The sequence below is a fragment of the Comamonas aquatica genome, from assembly GCF_018064205.1.
Classification (GTDB): domain Bacteria; phylum Pseudomonadota; class Gammaproteobacteria; order Burkholderiales; family Burkholderiaceae_C; genus Comamonas; species Comamonas aquatica.
In genome coordinates this window covers 2,626,540-2,643,920 of the sequence record NZ_CP072916.1, presented here as the reverse complement: position 1 = coordinate 2,643,920, position 17,381 = coordinate 2,626,540, and the positions used below count along the sequence as shown (strand labels likewise).

The window sequence follows — 17,381 nt, the reverse complement described above, 5'->3', positions numbered from 1 at the left end:
ACTGCAATTGACGCGCGTCAAAAAGACATGGCTGGCGGTAAGTGCTTGATACTGCAGGGCACAGCGACTGGCACATGGTTTGCAGAGCCAGTCCCGTGTGTCCGATCGACGTGGTGCCCATGGTGGGCCCGCCAGCCAGATCGGCCCTGGAGAGATGTTTCACATGCTGACCGACCGCCAACGCGCCATTGTCAAATCCACCGTGCCCCTGCTGGAAACCGGGGGCGAGGCGCTGACCACCCATTTCTACCAGTTGATGCTGTCCGAGAGCGACGAGGTGCAGCCGCTGTTCAACAGCGTGCACCAGCAGACCGGCGCCCAGCCGCGCGCGCTGGCCCGCAGCGTGCTGATGTACGCCAAGCACATTGACGACCTGTCGGGCCTGGGCGATCTGCCCGCGCAGATCATCCACAAGCACGTCTCGCTGCAGGTGCAGCCCGAGCATTACCCCATCGTCGGCGGCTTCCTGCTGCGCGCCATCCGCGAGGTGCTGGGGGCCGAGATCGCCACGGACGAAGTGATCGCGGCCTGGGCCGCTGCCTATGGCCAACTGGCCGACATCCTGATCGGCGCCGAGAAAGCCACCTACGAGGCCAACGCCCAGGCTCCCGGTGGCTGGAAGGGTGTGCGCCGCTTCGTGGTGGCGGCCAAGCAGGCGGAAACGCCCGAGATCACCAGCTTCACCCTGCAGCCCGAAGACGGTGGCGCCGTGCTGGCCTACCAGCCCGGCCAGTTCATCGGCCTGCGCGTGGTGGTGGACGGCAAGGAGCAGCGCCGCAACTATTCGCTGTCGCAGGTGGCCGATGGCCGCAGCCTGCGCATCAGCGTCAAGCGCGAGGCGCAGGGCGTGGTCTCCAACCACCTGCACCACCAGGTGCAAGCGGGCGACGTGCTGGAGGTCTTCCCGCCTGCCGGCCACTTCACCCTGGACGACAGCGCCAAGCCCCTGGTGCTGATGGCCGCCGGCGTGGGCATCACCCCGCTGATGGCCATGCTGCAGCAGGGCCTGAAGATGGGCCGTGCCGTCACCTTCATCCACTGCGCGCGCAGCCCCGCGCTGCAGGCCTTCCGTGGTGACCTGCTGGCCCTGGCGGCGCAGCACCCCCAACTGCAGCTGCGCTTTGGCTACGAACAGGCCGCTGGCGCAGCCCCGGCCGACGGCGTGGACGTGGCCCAGGGCCTGCCCAATGCCGAGCTGCTGACCCGCTGGCTGCCGGCCGAGCGCGACGTCCAGGCCTACTACCTGGGGCCGGTCGGCTTCATGCGCCTGGCCAAGCAGGTGCTGCACCGCGCCGGCGTGCCGGACGCGCAGGCCCGTTGCGAATTCTTCGGCCCGGCCCAGTCCCTGGCGGCCTGAAACCCTGCTGAGGGTGTTGCCGGCGGCCTGTGGCATGCTGGCGACGTGGGTGTTGGTGCACTGTCCTGGTGCATGGTGCAGATGCCCACCGTGAAAGTGCCCGTGGTGCCACGGGTCTGCTCCCCGCCCTTCGGCGGGGTTTTTCGTCTGGAACACCATGCAATTCGGAAATGGATGGAAACCGGCCGTGGCCCCTGCCGCAGGCCTGGATGTGCTGCGCGTGGGCCTGGGGGCCGCGCTGGGTTTGGGGGTGGCGGCTGCCTTGGTGCAGCTGGCGCAGTGGGGTGGCTGGCAGGGCGGCTGGGGGCTGTTTGCGCCCCTGGGCGCCACGGCGGTGCTGGTGTTTGCGGTGCACACCGGGCCCCTGTCCCAGCCCTGGTCCTGCGTGGTGGGCAATACCGTGGCAGCTTTGTGGGCCCTGCTGGTGGTGGCCTGGGTGCCCGTGGACTGGGCGCCAGCGGTGGCCGTGGGCGGCGCGATTGCCGCGATGCAGCTCACGCGCTCCCTGCACCCGCCTGGGGGGGCCGTGGCCCTGCTGCTGGTGCTGGAGGCCCAGCACGGGGTGCACCATGGCTGGAGCTATGCCTTCGTGCCGATTGCCTTGCTGACCCTGGTGCTGGTGCTGCTGGCCATGGCCTACCACCGTGCCTGGGGCAAGCACTATCCGCTGCAGGTGGCCGCGCCGGCCCCAGTGGCCAAGGCGCAGCACCTGCCGGCCGATGACCTGTCCGATGCCGACCTGCAGGCCCTGCTGGCGCGCTTCGATCAGGACTACAACCTGACCCCCCAGGAGCTGGGGCAACTGGTGCGGGCGGCCGAGGAGCAGGCGATTGCCCGGCGCTTTGGCAGCGTGACCTGTGGCCAGGTGATGACCGCGGCCCTGTGGACCTGCCGGCCAGGCGACGATCTGGGGCAGCTGGCCGCGCAGTTCCAGCAGCATCCCATCAAGAGCCTGCCGGTGGTCGATGACGACGGACGCCTGCTGGGTGTGGTGGCGCGCAGCGCCTTGTTCGACTGGCTGTGGCAGCAACAGCAGAGCGACGCCAGCGACCGCCGCCAGCGCCGCACCTGGCGCCTGTGGGGTAAGAAGCCGCCGGCGCGCACCCCGGCCCGTGCGGCGGATCTGATGCAGGATGCTCCCTTGAGCGTCTCGGACCACACCCCGGTCTCCCACCTGCTGGAGGCGCTGGCCGTGCACACCGTGCCCTTCGTGGCGGTGCTGCGCCAGGGGCGGCTGGTGGGGCTGATCACCCGTACCGACGTCATGCGCATCTTGCTGCGCTGACGGCGGCGCTCAGTCGCGCAGCTCGCCCGCCAGCAGGCGGCGGTCCTGATCGCGTTCCTGGTAGTAGCGGGCTTTTTCGGCGTACATGGCCTGGTCGGCGCGGTGCACCACGGCCTCGAGGGAGGCGTTCTGCTGGCCGCAGGCATGGCCCATGGCGACGTGGATGGCCTGTCCCGGGTAGAACTGGTTGTTCAGCTCCAGCAAGGACAGGATGCGCTCTTGCATGGCCACGGCGCCGCGCTCGTCGGTGGAGGGCATCAGCACCATGAATTCATCGCCGCCGATGCGGGCGGCGCAGGCCGGCGCGTCCACGGCCTTGGTCAGCACTTCGCCGATGCGGCGCAGCATGGCGTCGCCCGCGGCGTGGCCGTGTTCGTCGTTGACTGCCTTGAGGCCATTCATGTCGATGGCGATCACGGACAGCGGCCAGGGGCCCTTGCGTGCCAGGCGGTTCAGCTCTTCCATGTAGAAGGCGCGGTTGCGCAGCTGGGTCAGCACGTCGTGCTTGCCCAGGTATTCCAGATAGGCCTCGGCCTTCTTGCGCGCCGTGATGTCCACCAGCGACAGCAGCACCAGGTCCCAGTGCTGGGCGTTGCTGGTCATGATGGCGAATTCCAGGTGGATGTGCAGCACCTCGCCGGACAGGGCGTAGTTCACCACTTCGCGCTGCTGCACCAGCTTGCCGTCCCACAGGTCCTGCAGCTGCTCGGCGAAGGAGTCATACATCTCGCCGCGGAAGATCTGCGCCAGGTTGTTCAGCAGCTCCGGCTTGTGGCGCGCGCCGAACATTTCCAGCGTCTGCTGGTTGACGTCGATGACGCGGATTTCCTGCATGCAGCGCGTGACGAATTCGGGGTGCACCTTCAAAAAGGTGCGGAAGTCGCGGATGCCGCGCGCGCGCACCTCGTCCATCAGGCGCTTGACCTGGCTGAAGTCCTCGACCCACAGCGACACTGGCGAATGCTCGAACAGGTCGCGGGCGTAGTGCTCGCTGCGCAGCAACTGCTCGGTGCTCTGCACCTCGGTGGTGACATCCTCCAGCGAGACCAGCACGCGGCTCCAGCTGTCCTCGAAGCCGGGCAGCACGCGGGCGCGCACCTGCACGTCCAGGCGCCGCCCGTCCAGGGCGTAGTTCACGGAGCGCGTCTCGAAGCCCTTGCGCCCTTCCCACAGGGCCAGCAGCTCGGGCACGATGCTCTCGAGCATGTCGCCCCGGAACACTTCGTGCAGGCGGCTTTGCAGGGTTTCCTGGTCGGGGGCCTTGAACAGCTCCAGGGTGTACTGGTTGACGCGCAGCACCTTGTACGACTGGCTGCAGCGGTGGATGCGCTGCGGATCTTCGCGCAGGAAGGCGAGCAGGTCGGTCACCCCGGCCGCACGCCAGGCGTCGAACAGCTGCTTGAGGTCGCTGTAGTCCTCCATCCACAAGGAAACGGGAGCGAGGTCGAACATGTCTTCAAAGTCCAGACCCGTTGCAAGAGAAATAGTCACTACCAGCACCTCCGGCCGCAATTATTGCTGAACACCCCGCTTTTGCCGCGTGCGAATGCGGGCTTGTGGCACGCGCAGCGGTAGAGTGGCAGCTTTTTGCAAGCTTTCGCCGCTGTCCGATGTCCGGTTCTCCTTCCCGCTCCCTGGCCTATCTGTGTCTGGCGCTCAGCATGGCGCTGGTGGGCAGCTATGTGGCCCTGTCCAAGCCGCTGGTCGCCCTGTTTCCCGTGCTGCTGCTGGCCTGGCTGCGCTTTGGCATCGGCGCCGTGGCCATGCTGGGCTGGCTGCGCCCCGCGCCGGGTGAAGCCCCGCTGTCCGCGCAGACGCGCTGGCTGCTGTTTCTGGAGTCCTTCTTCGGCAATTTCCTGTTCACGCTGTGCATGGTCACCGGCGTCAGCCTGACCAGCGCGGTGACGGCCGGCGTCACCATGTCGGCGATTCCGGTGGCGGTGGCCGTGCTGAGCTGGCTGCTGTTGCGCGAACGCATCGCACCGCGCACCTGGGTGGCGGTGGCGCTGGCGGTGCTGGGCATCGCCCTGTACGCCACGGCCCAGCCGGCGCAGGCCACGTCGGCGTCCGACCGTGCCTGGCTCGGCCAGGCCCTGCTGCTGGCGGCCGTGCTGTGCGAGGCGGCGTATGCCGTCATCGGTAAGCGGTTGACGGCGGTGCTCAGCCCCAAGCGCATCAGCGCCATCATCAACCTGTGGGGCTTTGTGCTGTCCACCCCGGCCGGGGTGTATGCGGCCTGGCACTTCAGGTTTGGCGCCGTGCCCGCGCCCATGTGGGCGCTGCTGCTGTTCTATGCCCTGGCCGCCTGCATGTGGACGGTGTGGCTGTGGATGACCGGGCTGCGCGCCGTGCCTGCGGCGCAGGCGGGCATCTTCACGGTGCTGCTGCCGGTCAGCGCGGCCGTGGTGGGCATGCTGGTGCTGGGCGAGCAGATCAGCAGTCTGCAGCTGCTGGCGCTGGGCATCGCACTGCTGGGCGTGGTGGTGGCCACCTGGCCGGCGCGGCGCCCGGCCTGAGCCGGGCCCGGGGCACAATCGCAGCATGGACTGCTCCAACCCCCTCCAGCCGGTGGCCGTGGCCACCACCACCGTGGATTCACCCGAGGCCGCGCAGCGCCTGGCCCAGGCCGCGGTGCAGGCGCGGCTGGCGGCCTGCGTGCAGGTGGAGGCCATCACCAGCCACTACGTCTGGCAGGGCCAGCAGGAGGCGGGCGCGGAATGGCGGCTGGTGTTCAAAACCTTGCCGCAGGCGGTGGATGCGCTGGCGCAGTGGCTGCACGCCGCCCATCCGTATGACGTGCCGCAATGGCTGGTGCGCACCGAGCAGGCGGCACCCGCCTATGCCGAGTGGGTGGCGCAGCAGGTCGATGTGAAAAAGTGAGCGCCTGACGCTTGAACAGCGTTGACTTCAAGCTGAAAAGAATGGAAATTGCAGACGCAGCGCGCGCGGGCTGCTCCTGAAATGCAACAGCCCCGCAGTGCGGGGCTGAAGGCAAGGGTGGTGCGTGCCGCAGGCTCAGGCCAGCAGGGCCTGGGCAAATTCCTTGGCGTTGAAGGTTTCCAGGTCTTCCACCTTTTCGCCCACGCCGATGAAATACACGGGAATTGGGCGCTCCTGCGCAATCGCCGCCAGCACGCCGCCCTTGGCGGTGCCGTCCAGCTTGGTCACGATCAGGCCGGTCAGGCCCAGGGCCTCGTCAAAGGCCTTGACCTGGTTGAGCGCGTTCTGGCCGGTGTTGCCGTCGATCACCAGCAGCACCTCGTGCGGGGCCGAGCCATCGGCCTTGGCAATCACGCGCTTGACCTTCTTCAGCTCTTCCATCAGGTGCAGCTGGGTGGGCAGGCGCCCAGCCGTGTCGACCAGCACCACGTCCTTCTTGCGGGCCTTGCCGGCGCTGACCGCGTCAAAGCTGACGGCGGCGGGGTCGCCCCCGGCCTGGCTGATGATTTCCACGGTGTTGCGCGTGGCCCAGACGCCCAACTGCTCGCGTGCTGCGGCGCGAAAGGTGTCGGCCGCCGCCAGCAGCACCGACTGGTCGCTGTCGGCCAGGTGCTTGGTCAGCTTGCCGATCGAGGTGGTCTTGCCCGCGCCGTTGACGCCGGCCACCATGATGACGGTGGGCGTGTGCTCACCGATCACCAGCGGTTTCTCCAGCGGCTGCAGCAGGTCGGCCAGGGCCTCGGCCAGCAGCGCCTTGACGGCGGCGGGCTCGGTGGTCTTGGTCTCCTTGACGCGGCGCTTGAGGTCCTCGAGCAGGTGCAGGGTGGCCTTGACGCCGGTGTCGGCCATCAGCAGCGCGTCTTCCAGCTCCTCGTACAGGGCGTCATCGATCTGGGTGCCGGTGAACACCGTGGCGATGCTGGAGCCGGTCTTGCGCAGGCCGCGCTTGAGGCGGTCCATCCAGCTGCCGCGGTCGGCGGCCGCTTCGGGCTTGGCCTGGGGCTCGGGTGCAAAGGTCTCGGTCGCCGGCGCGGGCTCTGCAACTGCGGTAGGCTGTGCCTCCTTGTCGCCCATGCCAAAGGTGTTGCGCAGCCAGCCGCCGACGGAGGCGGGGGCCGCAGCGGCCTCGGTCACCGGGGGCAGGGTGGTGGGAACGACCGCGTCCGTCTGCGTGGAAGCAGGCGTTGCGTCGGTGCTGGGAACTTTTTTCTTGAAAAAACTGAACATTGGCGGGTTCTTAGAATCCTGCATTCTATGAAACGAACTTTATCCCTCCTAGCGCTGGTGGCCAGCCTGAGTGCCGGGGCCGAGAATTTGGCCCCCGCTGGCACGTTGTCCTCATCTCTGGCTGCATGGGCCGGCACGGCGGTGGCCAACCCGGCGTCGTCGGTGCAGCAGTTCACGCTGCGCAACGGGATGCAACTGATCGTGCAACCCGACCGCCGCGCGCCGACGGCCGTGCACATGCTGTGGGTGCGCGTGGGCGCCATGGACGAGGTCGATGGCACCACCGGCGTGGCCCACGTGCTGGAGCACATGATGTTCAAGGGCTCCGAGCAGCTGGCGCCGGGCGAGTTCTCGCGCCGCGTGGCCGCCCTGGGCGGGCAGGAGAACGCCTTCACCAACCGCGACTACACGGGCTACTACCAGCAGATCCCGGCCGACCGGCTGCGCGACGTGATGGTGCTGGAGGCCGACCGCTTTGCCCACAACCAGTGGCCGGACTCCGAATTCACCAAGGAAATCGAGGTCGTCAAGGAAGAGCGCCGCATGCGCACCGAGGACAACCCGCGCTCCATGCTGTTCGAGCAGCTGTTCGCCACCGTCTACCAGTCCAACCCCTACCGCCGCCCGGTGGTGGGCTGGATGAGCGACCTGGATGCCATGACGGCCGATGACGTGCGCCAGTTCCACCGCCAGTGGTATGTGCCGGCCAAGGCCGCCGTGGTGGTCGCCGGGGATGTGGACGTGGCGCAGGTCCGGGCCTGGGCCGAGGAAACCTATGGCCAGATTCCGGCGCGTGCCGCGCCGGTCAGCAAGCCGCGCGAGGAGCCCCGGCAGATCGGTCTGCGCCGCATCGAGGTCAAGCAGCCGGCCGAACAGGCCTTCGTGGCCATGGCCTACCGCGTGCCGGCGATCCGCAAGGTGCAGGACCTGGACGCCTCGGACAAGGACGCGCTGGCGCTGCTGGTGCTGTCCGCCGTGCTGGACGGCTATGACGGCGCGCGCCTGGAGCGCGCCCTGGTGCAGGGCAAGGACCGCGTCGCCGACAGCGCCGGCAGCTCGGCCGGCGTGCTGGGGCGCGGCCCCGCCGTGTTCACGCTGACCGGTGTGCCCGCCAAGGGCAAGACCCCGGCCCAGCTGGAGCAGGCCCTGCGCGCCCAGGTGCAGCGCATCGCCAAGGAGGGCATCCAGCCCGCCGAGCTGGAGCGCGTGAAGACGCAGTGGATGGCCTCGCAGGTCTACGAGCGCGATTCGGTCATGGGCCAGGCGCAGAGCCTGGGCAACTACTGGGTCATGGACATGCCCGTGAATGCGGACGAGCTGCTGCTGCAGCAGCTGATGCAGGTCAGCGCCGCCGACGTGCAGCGCGTGGCGGGTCGGTATTTTGGCAACGACCAACTGACCATCGGCACCCTGGTGCCCCAGCCCCGCGCCGCCGGCCAGGCCCGCCCTGCGGCGGCCCCCGCCTCTGCGCAAATGCACTGAAAGTTGCTGACGATGAAAACGAAATTCATAGCTGCCAGCGCTTGGCTGGCTTGCACATTCTCTGGTTTTGGCATCAATTCCGCCTGGGCCCTGCTGCCGATCCAGCACTGGCAACAGCCCTCGGGCGCCCAGGTCTGGCTGGTGGAAAGCCCCAGCATCCCCATGGTGGACATCCAGGTCGACTTCGATGCCGGATCGCGCCGCGACCCGGCGGGCAAGGCCGGCCTGGCGGCGGCGGTCAGCCTGATGGCGGCCAAGGGCATCCGTGCCGACGGCAAGCAGCCGGCGCTGGACGAAAACGCCCTGGGTGAGGCCTGGGCCGACCTGGGCGCGGGCCTGGAGGCCAGCGCCGGCCCGGACAGCTTCAGCTACACCCTGCGCAGCCTGACCGTGCCCGACCTGCTGCAGCGCGCGGTGGACCTGGCCTCGCGCCAGATCGCCCAGCCCAGCTGGCCGGCCGAGGTCTGGCAGCGCGAGCGCGCCCGCTGGAGCGCCTCGATCGCCGAATCCAACACCCGCCCCGGCACGGTGGCCCGGCGGGCCTACGCGCAGGCCGTCTACAGCGGCCACCCCTATGGCCAGCGCGTGACCGAGCAGACGCTGCAGCACCTGCAGATCCGCGACATGCAGGCCTTCCACGCCCAGACCCTGCAGGCCTGCCGTGCCAAGGTGAGCGTGGTGGGTGCCGTCGACAAGGCCCAGGCCGATGCTCTGGTGACCCGGCTGCTGGCGCGCCTGCCCAAGGACGATGGCCACGGCTGCCAGCCCCTGCCCGCCGTGGCCGAGGTGCCGGCGTTGCAGCAGGCCCAGGACATCCGCATTCCCTTCCAGTCGGCCCAGGCCCAGGTGCTGATCGGCCAGCCCGGCATTAAGCGCAACGACCCGGACTTCCTGGCCCTGCTGGTCGGCGACCACATCCTGGGCGGCGGTGGCCTGGTGTCGCGCCTGATGGAAGAGGTGCGTGAAAAGCGCGGCCTGACCTATGGCGTGTCCAGCAGCTTCGCTCCCGGCCTGCATGCCGGCGCCTTCACCGTCGGCCTGCAGACCCGCCCCGACCAGGCCGAGCAGGCGCGCCAGGTGGCGCAGGCCACGCTGGCGCAGTTCGTGGCCGAAGGCCCGACCGAGCAGGAGCTGCGCGACGCCAAGGACAACCTGATTGGCAGCTTTGCGCTGCGCATCGACAGCAACCGCAAGCTGCTGGCCAATGTGGCCAATATTGCGTGGAATGGCCTGCCACTGGACTACCTGGACCACTGGACGGCCAAGATTGAAGCATTGACCACGGACGACGTGCGCCGCGCCATGCAGCGTGTGCTGCAACCCGAGCGCATGGTGACCGTGGTGTTGGGAGAAAAGAAGTAATGGGTCGCAACAGTTATCGCAACATCGAGGAAGCCCTGGCGCTGGAAGCACGCTTGAAAAAGCGCGAGGCCTTCAAGCAGGCCGAGGCCGAAGCCGCCGCCGTGGCGGCGGGCAAGAAGCCCGGCAGCAAGGGCCCCAAGCCCGCCAAGGCCAACACCGGCGGCGCCGGCGCCGGCGAGGTGCGCATCATCGGCGGCCAATGGCGCCGCACCCGCCTGGCCGTGGCCCAGCGGCCCGGCCTGCGCCCCACGCCGGACCGCGTGCGGGAAACCCTGTTCAACTGGCTGGGCCAGGACCTGGGGGGCTGGCGCTGCATCGACGCCTTTGCCGGCACCGGCGCCCTGGGGTTCGAGGCCGCCTCGCGCGGCGCCACCCAGGTGCGCATGGTGGAGCAGGATGCCGCCCTGGCGCAGCAGCTGGAGCGCCTGGGCCAGCAGCTCAAGGCCGAAGGCGTGCACGTGCAGCGCGGTGACGGCGTCGCGGCCCTGGCGCAAAGCGCGCCCGGCCACTGGCATGTGGTGTTCATCGACCCGCCATTTGCCGCGGAAGCCCTGTTCGGCCCCGCCATGAAGGCGGCCGCCCAGGCCGTGGCCGACGATGGCTTCATCTACCTGGAGGCCCCCAAGGCCTGGACCGAGGACGAGCTGGCGGCCCTGGGCCTGCACTTGCACCGCTACCTGAAGGCCGGCGCCGTGCATGCCCACCTGCTGCAGAAGCTGCCCGGCTGAGGGTCAGCTTTCCTGGCGCTAAATTCATAGCTTCTGACGCTTGATGGACAAGCGTCAGAAGCTATTTTTATGTGTCAAACGCGCGCAGGCATAATGCGCGCCATCATCGCTACAACCTGGAGATCGCCATGGCCGAGCACGTGGTCGCCGTCTACCCCGGCACCTTTGACCCCATCACCCTGGGGCATGAAGACATGATCCACCGCGCGGCCCAGATGTTCGGCCTGGTGGTGGTGGCCGTGGCCGCCGGGCACCACAAGAAGACGATGTTTTCGCTGGACGAACGCCTGGCCCTGGCGCGTGGCGTCTTCAGCGACGTACCGAATATCCGGGTGGAGAGCTTCGACGGCCTGGTGCGCGATTTCGTGCGCGCCCAGGGCGCGCGGGTGATGGTGCGCGGCCTGCGCTCCGGCACCGATTTCGACTACGAGTTCCAGCTGGCGGGCATGAACCGCCACCTGATGCCCGATGTGGACACCATCTTCCTGACGCCCAGCGCGCAGTACATGTTCATCAGCAGCACCCTGGTGCGCGAGATTGCCACCCTGGGCGGCGACGAGGTGCACCAGTTTGTCTCGCCCACCGTGCTGCAGCAGCTGCTGGCCAAGCTGGGCCGGGGCTGAGGTCCAGGGGGCCACCGGGCGTCGCGCGGTGCCAGGCCGGCGCCGGGCGCTGGTGGCAGCACTGCTCCAGCGTTGGGTGACCAGCTCCGGACAGTGTGAGTCGGTGCGTCATGCACTACGGTTCCCGCTGACGCGCCCGCCTGCAGGCAGCTGTGGCGCATCCGACCCGTTGGTACGCGGCGGTCCAGCCTGCGCATGCAGGACAGCAGCGCGACTTCAAGGAACGTGGCTTGACAGCGGGGCTGGCGATCCCGCATCGTTAGATCCAACAAAATGTAATTTTTCGCCATGCCTGTCACCATTCTCGACATCCGGGGTCCTCTGCCATGAACGACGTCGGCGGCATGGGCGTTGAGCTCCTGGGAGATAGCACGCAGGACGTGACCCAGCATGGTGTCTGGCGTGCGCCGGCCCGAATTGGGGATGTGGGTAGGCGTTGGGCGCACACCGCCCGCGGCATTGAGGCCCCCCACGGGGGCTGAGCATGGCCGCTTCCACCGACGCCATCACCATCCCCCATGGCGCCTTGCAGGCGGCCCTGGCCAGGGAACTGTTTCACCGCACCAGCACGGCGGCTCCCATCGGGCTGCTGGGTATCGTGGCGGTGCTGTTCCCGCACTGGCAGGTGGTCGACCATGGCCGCCTGGTGCTGTGGGCGGCGCTGATTGCCCTCCCCCTGATCGGCAGTGCGGTCTTTGGCCGCTGGGCGCTGCAGGCCCTGGAGCGCGGTGTGCCAGCCCGCACGCTGGTCAATTGGGAGTGTCTGCCGGCCGGCCTGGCCGGCGTGATCTGGGGTCTGATGCCCCTGATCGTCCAGACCGGCCAACTGGACGCGCTGTTCTACTACCGCCTGATGCTGCTGTGCATCACCATCGTCTTCCTGATTCCCACCATGGCGCATTTTGTGCGTGTGTGGACGGTGTTTGCCGGTAGTGCGTGGGCGGTCCTGCTGCTGCAGGTGCTGCAGCAGCACTATGTGGAGCCGATGGGCTTCAGCCTGACCCTCTCGCTGGCGGTCTACTGGTGCATGACCTTTGGCATGGCCCAGGTGGACCACCGCCGTACCTGGCTGGCCATGCGCGACACCCTGACCATCAAGGCCTTGTCCGAGTCGCTGGCCGAGCGGGAGCAGGCGCTGCAAGAGCGGGTGAAGGAGCAGACCGCCGAGCTGCGGCGCACCGTGGAGAGCCTGCGCGAACGCGAGGCCTTGCTGAGCAATTCCCAGCAACTGGCCAAGGTCGGGTACTTCGTCTACGACCCCGAGCGCGAGGTATTCCGTACTTCGCCCCAGCTGGATGACATACTGGGACTGCGGCCCGATGGTTCGCGCACTCTGGAAGGTTGGCGGGAACTGGTGCATCCCGCGCACCGCGAGCGGGTATGGGCGCAGATGATGACCCAGTTGCGCGACACCCAGAGCGAATCGGAAATGATGTACCCGGTGCAGCGCCGAACGGATGGCGCGATGCGCTGGGTGCGCTCGCGTTCACAGATGCAGCGTGATGCCCAGGGCAGGCTGTGTGCCTGGTTCGGCAACATGCAGGACATCACCGAGCAGAAAGAGGCCGAAGAAAAAGTCCACCAACTGGCCTTCTACGATCCGCTGACGCAACTGGCCAACCGCCGGAGGCTGCAGGAGCTGCTGCCGCGCGCGCTGCAGACCTGCCAGCAGGACCAGACCCACGGCGCGCTGATGGTGCTGGACCTGGACAACTTCAAGGTCATCAACGACACCCGGGGGCATGCCGTGGGCGACCAGCTGCTGGTCGAGGTGGCGCAGCGCATCAGCGCCAATGTGCGCAGTGGCGATACGGCCTCCCGGCTGGGCGGCGACGAGTTCGTGGTGCTGGCGCAGGGGCTGGACCCTGATCCGCAGGCAGCCCGGGCGCAGTCCATGGCGATTGCCGAGCAACTGCGCCTGGCGCTGAGCCAGCCCTACCTGCTCAACGGCCTGCAGTTCTATTGCTCCACCAGCATCGGCGTCACGCTGTTGGGCGGGGAGGAGCAGGACGCCCAGACCTTGCTGAGCCAAGCCGATCTGGCGCTGTACCGGGCCAAGGCTGCCGGACGCAATGCCATCATGTTCTTTGATGCCTGGATGCAAGCTGCAGTGGCGCACAAGGCGGCGCTGGAAGAAGGCTTGCGCCATGCCATCGAGCGTCGGGAACTGGTGCTGCATTACCAGCCTCAGGTGGACCACGACGGGCGCATTGCGGGGGCGGAGGCCCTGCTGCGCTGGGTCACCAGCGCGGGCCGTTCGGTGTCCCCGGCCGAGTTCATACCGCTGGCCGAGGAGAGCGAACTGATCCTGCACATTGGTGCCTGGGTGCTGGATACCGGGTGCGCGCAGCTGCGCCGCTGGCAAAGCGCGCCGTCCACCCAGCACCTGCGGCTGGCGATCAATGTCAGCGCGCGCCAGCTGCTGGACCCGGACTTCCCTCAGCTCGTGGCCCAGACCATCGAGCGCCACCAGGTCCGCCCTGCAGGCTTGAAGCTGGAGCTGACGGAAAACCTGGTGATGGGCGATCTCGACCAGGTGGTGCGGCGCATGCACCAGCTGCGCCAGCTGGGGCTGGGCTTTTCCCTGGATGACTTTGGCACCGGCTATTCGTCGCTGTCGTACCTGCGCCAGCTGCCGCTGGACCAGCTCAAGATCGACCAAAGCTTTGTGCGCGATCTCAAGAGCGGCACCCAGGGTGCCACCATCTTGCAGGCCATCGTGAACCTGGGCACCTCCCTGGAGCTGGAGATCATCGCCGAGGGCGTGGAGACGCTGGCGCAGCGGCAGTTCCTGGCCGACTGCGGATGCACCCTGTTCCAGGGCTACCTGTTTGCCCGCCCGCTGCCCATCGAGCAGTTTCCGACCGGGCCGCTGGGACTGGATGGCGTGTCGCCATGAGACACAGCGTTCCAGACCTGCGCGGGGTGCCGGCGGGCACTGCGACCTGATGTGGCGCGAGGGCAAGCGGGGTGTATGGACCGCCGGGTCCTGGATGCATACGGCTGCAGTTGGGATGGAGGTGTCCCAGGGTGCATCGCCGCGTTCGGACTTCGTCACTGCCTGGAGCTGGAGCACATCGGACGGCATTCTCGTGCGCCCAGTCGCGCGCTGCGTCCATCGCGATAAGGATGTCGGTGGCCAATGGGGCGTTCACTCGGAGCAAGCCATGCAGATGGTGACGCGGTAGCCTGTTCTCGCAGGATCGTGTCAAAGCCGCTTGTGGCACGCTCTCGCTTGGCCAGTGGCATTGGGCCGTGGAAGCCTCGTGGAAAACATTCAACCTGCTCAAGGCAGTCGTTGGGGCCAGTCCGCAGATATTGAGCCTCTATGATTTCCTCGTGCTCGGCCCTGTGCCATGCCCCATGGCATACGCCCACCGGGTACCTCCATTCCCTCACCCCTGCCCACCTGCCATGCAACTGCCAATCCATATCGTTGACGCGTTCACCTCCGAACAATTCAAGGGCAACCAGGCTGCCGTGGTCGTGCTCGAAGCATGGCTGCCCAATGCGACGCTGCAAGCGATTGCCACCGAAAACAACCTCTCCGAAACCGCCTTCCTGGTCTGGATCGATGACCGCGCAGCGTTCGAGATCCGCTGGTTCTCGCCGATCAAGGAGATCGCATTCTGTGGCCATGCCACGCTGGCCAGCGCCTGCGTGCTTTTTGCATCCAAACCGGGGCACGACCGCCTCACATTCTGGGCCGCTGCCGTGGGGAGCGTGGTGGCGACGCTGCAGGCGAGCGGTCGCATCGTCATGACGTTCCCCCGCCGCGATGCGCGCCCACTGGCCGACGTGCCCAACGCGCTGCTGGAGGGCTTGCGTCCTGCGCCATCCGCGGTGCTGGTGAACGAGCAGGCCTATGTGGCCGTGTATGCGAACGAAGCGGACGTGCGCGCGGTCCAGCCGGATCTGGCCCGCCTGCAAACGCTGGGTCCCCTCGATGTGGTCGTGACAGCGCCTGCGAACCCTGGCGCGGGCTATGACTTTGTGAGCCGTTACTTCTGGCCTGCGAATGGCGGGGACGAAGACCCGGTCACCGGTTCCATCCACGCCGCGCTGGCACCGTACTGGGCGGGACAATTGGGCAACTCGGTCCTGATCGGCCACCAGGCCTCGCGGCGCACAGGCACTCTGTACTGCGAGGTGACGGCATCGAGCGTGGACGTCGCGGGCGATTGCGCCCGCTACCTGAGCGGAACGATCACGGTCTAGGGCCATCGGCCCGCGATCAGCGGTCGAGAAATCTGGCAGTTGCAGGCCGCTACAGCAGCGGCATCAGCCTGGCCCTGCTGCCCCACGGTGGGCTCCCACCACCTGGTGGACAAAGCCGAGCTTGGCCACGGCACCGGTCGACAGGGCAAACGGGTAGGCGTCGTTGTGGCCCAGGCTGCGGTTCAGGCTGTTGAGCAGCAGTGTCAGCGGTACGCACTGCTGCAGGATGTGCTCGAACGGCAGGCTGTGCGTGTCGAAGGGGTTGTCCAGCGGGGGCCAACTGGCCATGTGACCGGGCAGCCGCAGTTGCACGCGGTAGCTGGCGGCGGTCTCCATCAGGTCCATGACGTGCAGGTAATGGGCCCAGGTTTCGGCCCAGTCCTCCCACGGGTGGGCGGCGGCATACGCGCTCACATGCTGCTGTTGCCAACCGGCCAGCTCCTGTGGGCCGCGGGCATAGTGGGCTTGCAGGGCCTGGGCATAGTCAGCCCGCTCATCCCCGAACAGCGCGCGGAAAGGCTGCAACCAGGCGGTGTCACGCACCAGTGCATCCCAGAAGAAATGGCCGGACTCATGCCGCAGATGACCCAGTAGAGTACGGTAAGGCTCGAACAGGGCCTGGCGGCGGCGCGCCCGTTCGTCGTCATCGGCTTCGGCCACATTCAGCGTGATGATGCCGTTCAGGTGGCCGGTCAGCACCGGGGGCTGGCCGGGCAGGTCTTCCAGGAAATCGAAAGTGGGCGCCGCAAACCCTTGCAGCACGCTCAATTGCAGGCAGGACAGGGTGTAGAACAGGTAGCGCTTGGCGTTTTCGATCTTGTGGGCGCGCAGCAGGTTCTGTGGGTTGTCAAAGTTGGGCAACCAGCGGGTTTGTCGGCACGAAACGCAGTAGGGCTGCGAGCCATCGGCATCGGTCGTGAAATTGCAGGGGTTGCCGGCGCTGCTGCGGTTGTGGCACATGCGCAGCCGTAGGTGCGGTGTGTGTGTGGTCGACAGGGGCTGCCAGACGTTAGGCTGCGTGGCATGAGGTTCCAGTGCGGCCATGCGCATCCACTCAGGCACAAAGGCCAGATGGGCGCCGCAATGCACGCAGGCGGTGCTCTCAAAGAACACCAGATGGCCGCAGTGGTCGCAGGTAAAGGCACGCATGCGGCAAGCTTAACGACAAAACGGTGTGGGCGCTGCCCATGAAAAAGCCGACCCGGCTTGGGTCGGCCCATGGCAGGCGGTGGTAGCCACCGCCGTCGCAGCGCGGCGTGGCCCGATCAAGGGCGCACGACGATGCTGTTGCGCACCGAGGTCACACCCTTGACGTTGCGGGCAATGGCTTCGGCGCGGTCCTTCTCGGTCTGGCTCTTGGCAAAGCCGGACAGTTGCACCGTGCCCTTCAGGGTTTCCACGCTGATGGAGGTAGCGGCCACGGTGTGGTCTTCGGCAAACTTGGCCTTGATGGCGGTGGTGATGCCGGCGTCATCGACGTAGGAGCCCACGGTTTGTTGGTTGCGGGCTACCGAGCAGCCGGCGGCGCCAATGACGGTGGCACCGATCAGGGTGGCAAATGCGATGGCACGTGTGTATTGCTTCATGGATTGCATGGATTCAGCTCCTCTATGTAGGTTTTGGTGTAGCAGGGGGGAACAATCGTCCAGCTTCGGCCGCTGGGCGGTAAAAGCAGTGCGGCTGGCCGCAAATGAGCAGGTTTATCGGCGTCGGCCCAGCAGGAAGGCTGCTGCAATCGCCGCCCCGGCGGCCGCTGCCATCAGGATCGATTTGCCGGGCTGCTCCACCACATAGCGGGTGGTGGTTTCGGCGGCCTGCTGGAAGTGCCGGCGTGCGCGATCCGTGCCTTCGGCACACAGGTGGATGCCTTTGTTGCAGAATTCCTGGGCGCGTGCGGACAGGTCATCAATGGCCGGGCTGAGTTCCTTTTCCACGGTGCGCAGGCCTTCCTGGGCCTTGCCGATGGCGTGGTGGGCCGCTTCGCGGGTGGTCTGCGCGGCTTCGCGTGCCGAGGCACGGGTCTCCTGGGCAAACTCCTTGGCACTGTCGCGGGCCGTCTGGGCGGCGTCCTTCACGGCCTCCTTGGTGGGTTCCGCAGCTTCGGCCAGTTTTTTCTTGCTGTCATCAAATTGGTTCATCGATCATTCCTTGTCGCTGGT

General features: G+C 67.4%; 15 protein-coding genes. 10 read left to right on the top strand and 5 right to left on the bottom strand.

Annotated elements, in window-relative coordinates:
- Positions 1 to 163 precede the first annotated feature (163 nt).
- Both hmpA and KAQ61_RS12475 read left to right on the top strand, forming a co-directional pair.
- Positions 164 to 1,357, top strand: a complete 1,194-nt coding sequence (gene hmpA, locus KAQ61_RS12480; RefSeq protein WP_210929369.1) for an NO-inducible flavohemoprotein — start codon at positions 164 to 166, stop codon at positions 1,355 to 1,357.
- 157 nt (positions 1,358 to 1,514) lie between these two features.
- Positions 1,515 to 2,642 carry an HPP family protein gene (locus tag KAQ61_RS12475; protein WP_210929368.1) on the top strand — a complete coding sequence of 376 codons (1,128 nt, stop codon included), beginning with the start codon at positions 1,515 to 1,517 and terminating at the stop codon, positions 2,640 to 2,642.
- Between the two features lie 9 nt (positions 2,643 to 2,651).
- Here KAQ61_RS12475 and KAQ61_RS12470 read toward each other — a convergent pair whose 3' ends face one another.
- Positions 2,652 to 4,094, bottom strand: coding sequence for a sensor domain-containing diguanylate cyclase (locus tag KAQ61_RS12470; RefSeq protein WP_420839412.1), 1,443 nt, complete (start codon positions 4,092 to 4,094; stop codon positions 2,652 to 2,654).
- Between the two features lie 158 nt (positions 4,095 to 4,252).
- Here KAQ61_RS12470 and KAQ61_RS12465 point away from each other — a divergent pair, with 158 nt between their 5' ends.
- Positions 4,253 to 5,158, top strand: a complete 906-nt coding sequence (locus KAQ61_RS12465) for a DMT family transporter (RefSeq protein ID WP_210929366.1) — start codon at positions 4,253 to 4,255, stop codon at positions 5,156 to 5,158.
- 25 nt (positions 5,159 to 5,183) lie between these two features.
- A complete protein-coding gene (cutA, locus tag KAQ61_RS12460; protein ID WP_210929365.1) occupies positions 5,184 to 5,522 on the top strand; it encodes a divalent-cation tolerance protein CutA in 339 nt (112 codons plus the stop codon).
- A 135-nt stretch (positions 5,523 to 5,657) separates the two neighbouring features.
- Here the strand turns inward: cutA and ftsY are convergent, their stop codons facing one another.
- Positions 5,658 to 6,809, bottom strand: a complete 1,152-nt coding sequence (gene ftsY, locus KAQ61_RS12455; RefSeq protein ID WP_210929364.1) for a signal recognition particle-docking protein FtsY — start codon at positions 6,807 to 6,809, stop codon at positions 5,658 to 5,660.
- A 27-nt stretch (positions 6,810 to 6,836) separates the two neighbouring features.
- Between ftsY and KAQ61_RS12450 the strand changes: the two genes are divergently transcribed.
- The 6 genes from KAQ61_RS12450 to KAQ61_RS12425 all read left to right on the top strand — a co-directional run bounded on the left by KAQ61_RS12450 (position 6,837) and on the right by KAQ61_RS12425 (position 15,222).
- Positions 6,837 to 8,291 carry a M16 family metallopeptidase gene (locus KAQ61_RS12450; protein ID WP_154164939.1) on the top strand — a complete coding sequence of 485 codons (1,455 nt, stop codon included), beginning with the start codon at positions 6,837 to 6,839 and terminating at the stop codon, positions 8,289 to 8,291.
- A gap of 12 nt (positions 8,292 to 8,303) precedes the next feature.
- Positions 8,304 to 9,653, top strand: coding sequence for a M16 family metallopeptidase (locus KAQ61_RS12445; protein ID WP_183302088.1), 1,350 nt, complete (start codon positions 8,304 to 8,306; stop codon positions 9,651 to 9,653).
- The gene (gene rsmD / locus KAQ61_RS12440) at positions 9,653 to 10,381 is read left to right on the top strand and encodes a 16S rRNA (guanine(966)-N(2))-methyltransferase RsmD (protein ID WP_210929363.1); all 729 of its coding nucleotides are present in this window, start codon (positions 9,653 to 9,655) and stop codon (positions 10,379 to 10,381) included. Before KAQ61_RS12445 ends, rsmD begins: the two co-directional genes overlap by 1 nt.
- A gap of 128 nt (positions 10,382 to 10,509) precedes the next feature.
- The gene (gene coaD / locus KAQ61_RS12435; RefSeq protein ID WP_210929362.1) at positions 10,510 to 11,004 is read left to right on the top strand and encodes a pantetheine-phosphate adenylyltransferase; all 495 of its coding nucleotides are present in this window, start codon (positions 10,510 to 10,512) and stop codon (positions 11,002 to 11,004) included.
- A gap of 484 nt (positions 11,005 to 11,488) precedes the next feature.
- Positions 11,489 to 13,903: a putative bifunctional diguanylate cyclase/phosphodiesterase gene (locus KAQ61_RS12430; RefSeq protein WP_210929361.1), complete on the top strand. Its 2,415-nt coding sequence runs from the start codon at positions 11,489 to 11,491 to the stop codon at positions 13,901 to 13,903.
- Between the two features lie 515 nt (positions 13,904 to 14,418).
- Positions 14,419 to 15,222, top strand: coding sequence for a PhzF family phenazine biosynthesis protein (locus tag KAQ61_RS12425; RefSeq protein WP_210929360.1), 804 nt, complete (start codon positions 14,419 to 14,421; stop codon positions 15,220 to 15,222).
- Between the two features lie 63 nt (positions 15,223 to 15,285).
- Here the strand turns inward: KAQ61_RS12425 and KAQ61_RS12420 are convergent, their stop codons facing one another.
- The 3 genes from KAQ61_RS12420 to KAQ61_RS12410 form a co-directional block, all read right to left on the bottom strand.
- A complete protein-coding gene (locus KAQ61_RS12420) occupies positions 15,286 to 16,371 on the bottom strand; it encodes a zinc-binding metallopeptidase family protein (protein WP_210929359.1) in 1,086 nt (361 codons plus the stop codon).
- A 116-nt stretch (positions 16,372 to 16,487) separates the two neighbouring features.
- The gene (locus KAQ61_RS12415) at positions 16,488 to 16,808 is read right to left on the bottom strand and encodes a BON domain-containing protein (RefSeq protein WP_042419574.1); all 321 of its coding nucleotides are present in this window, start codon (positions 16,806 to 16,808) and stop codon (positions 16,488 to 16,490) included.
- Between the two features lie 114 nt (positions 16,809 to 16,922).
- Positions 16,923 to 17,360: a hypothetical protein gene (locus KAQ61_RS12410; RefSeq protein WP_244982885.1), complete on the bottom strand. Its 438-nt coding sequence runs from the start codon at positions 17,358 to 17,360 to the stop codon at positions 16,923 to 16,925.
- Positions 17,361 to 17,381 lie beyond the last annotated feature (21 nt).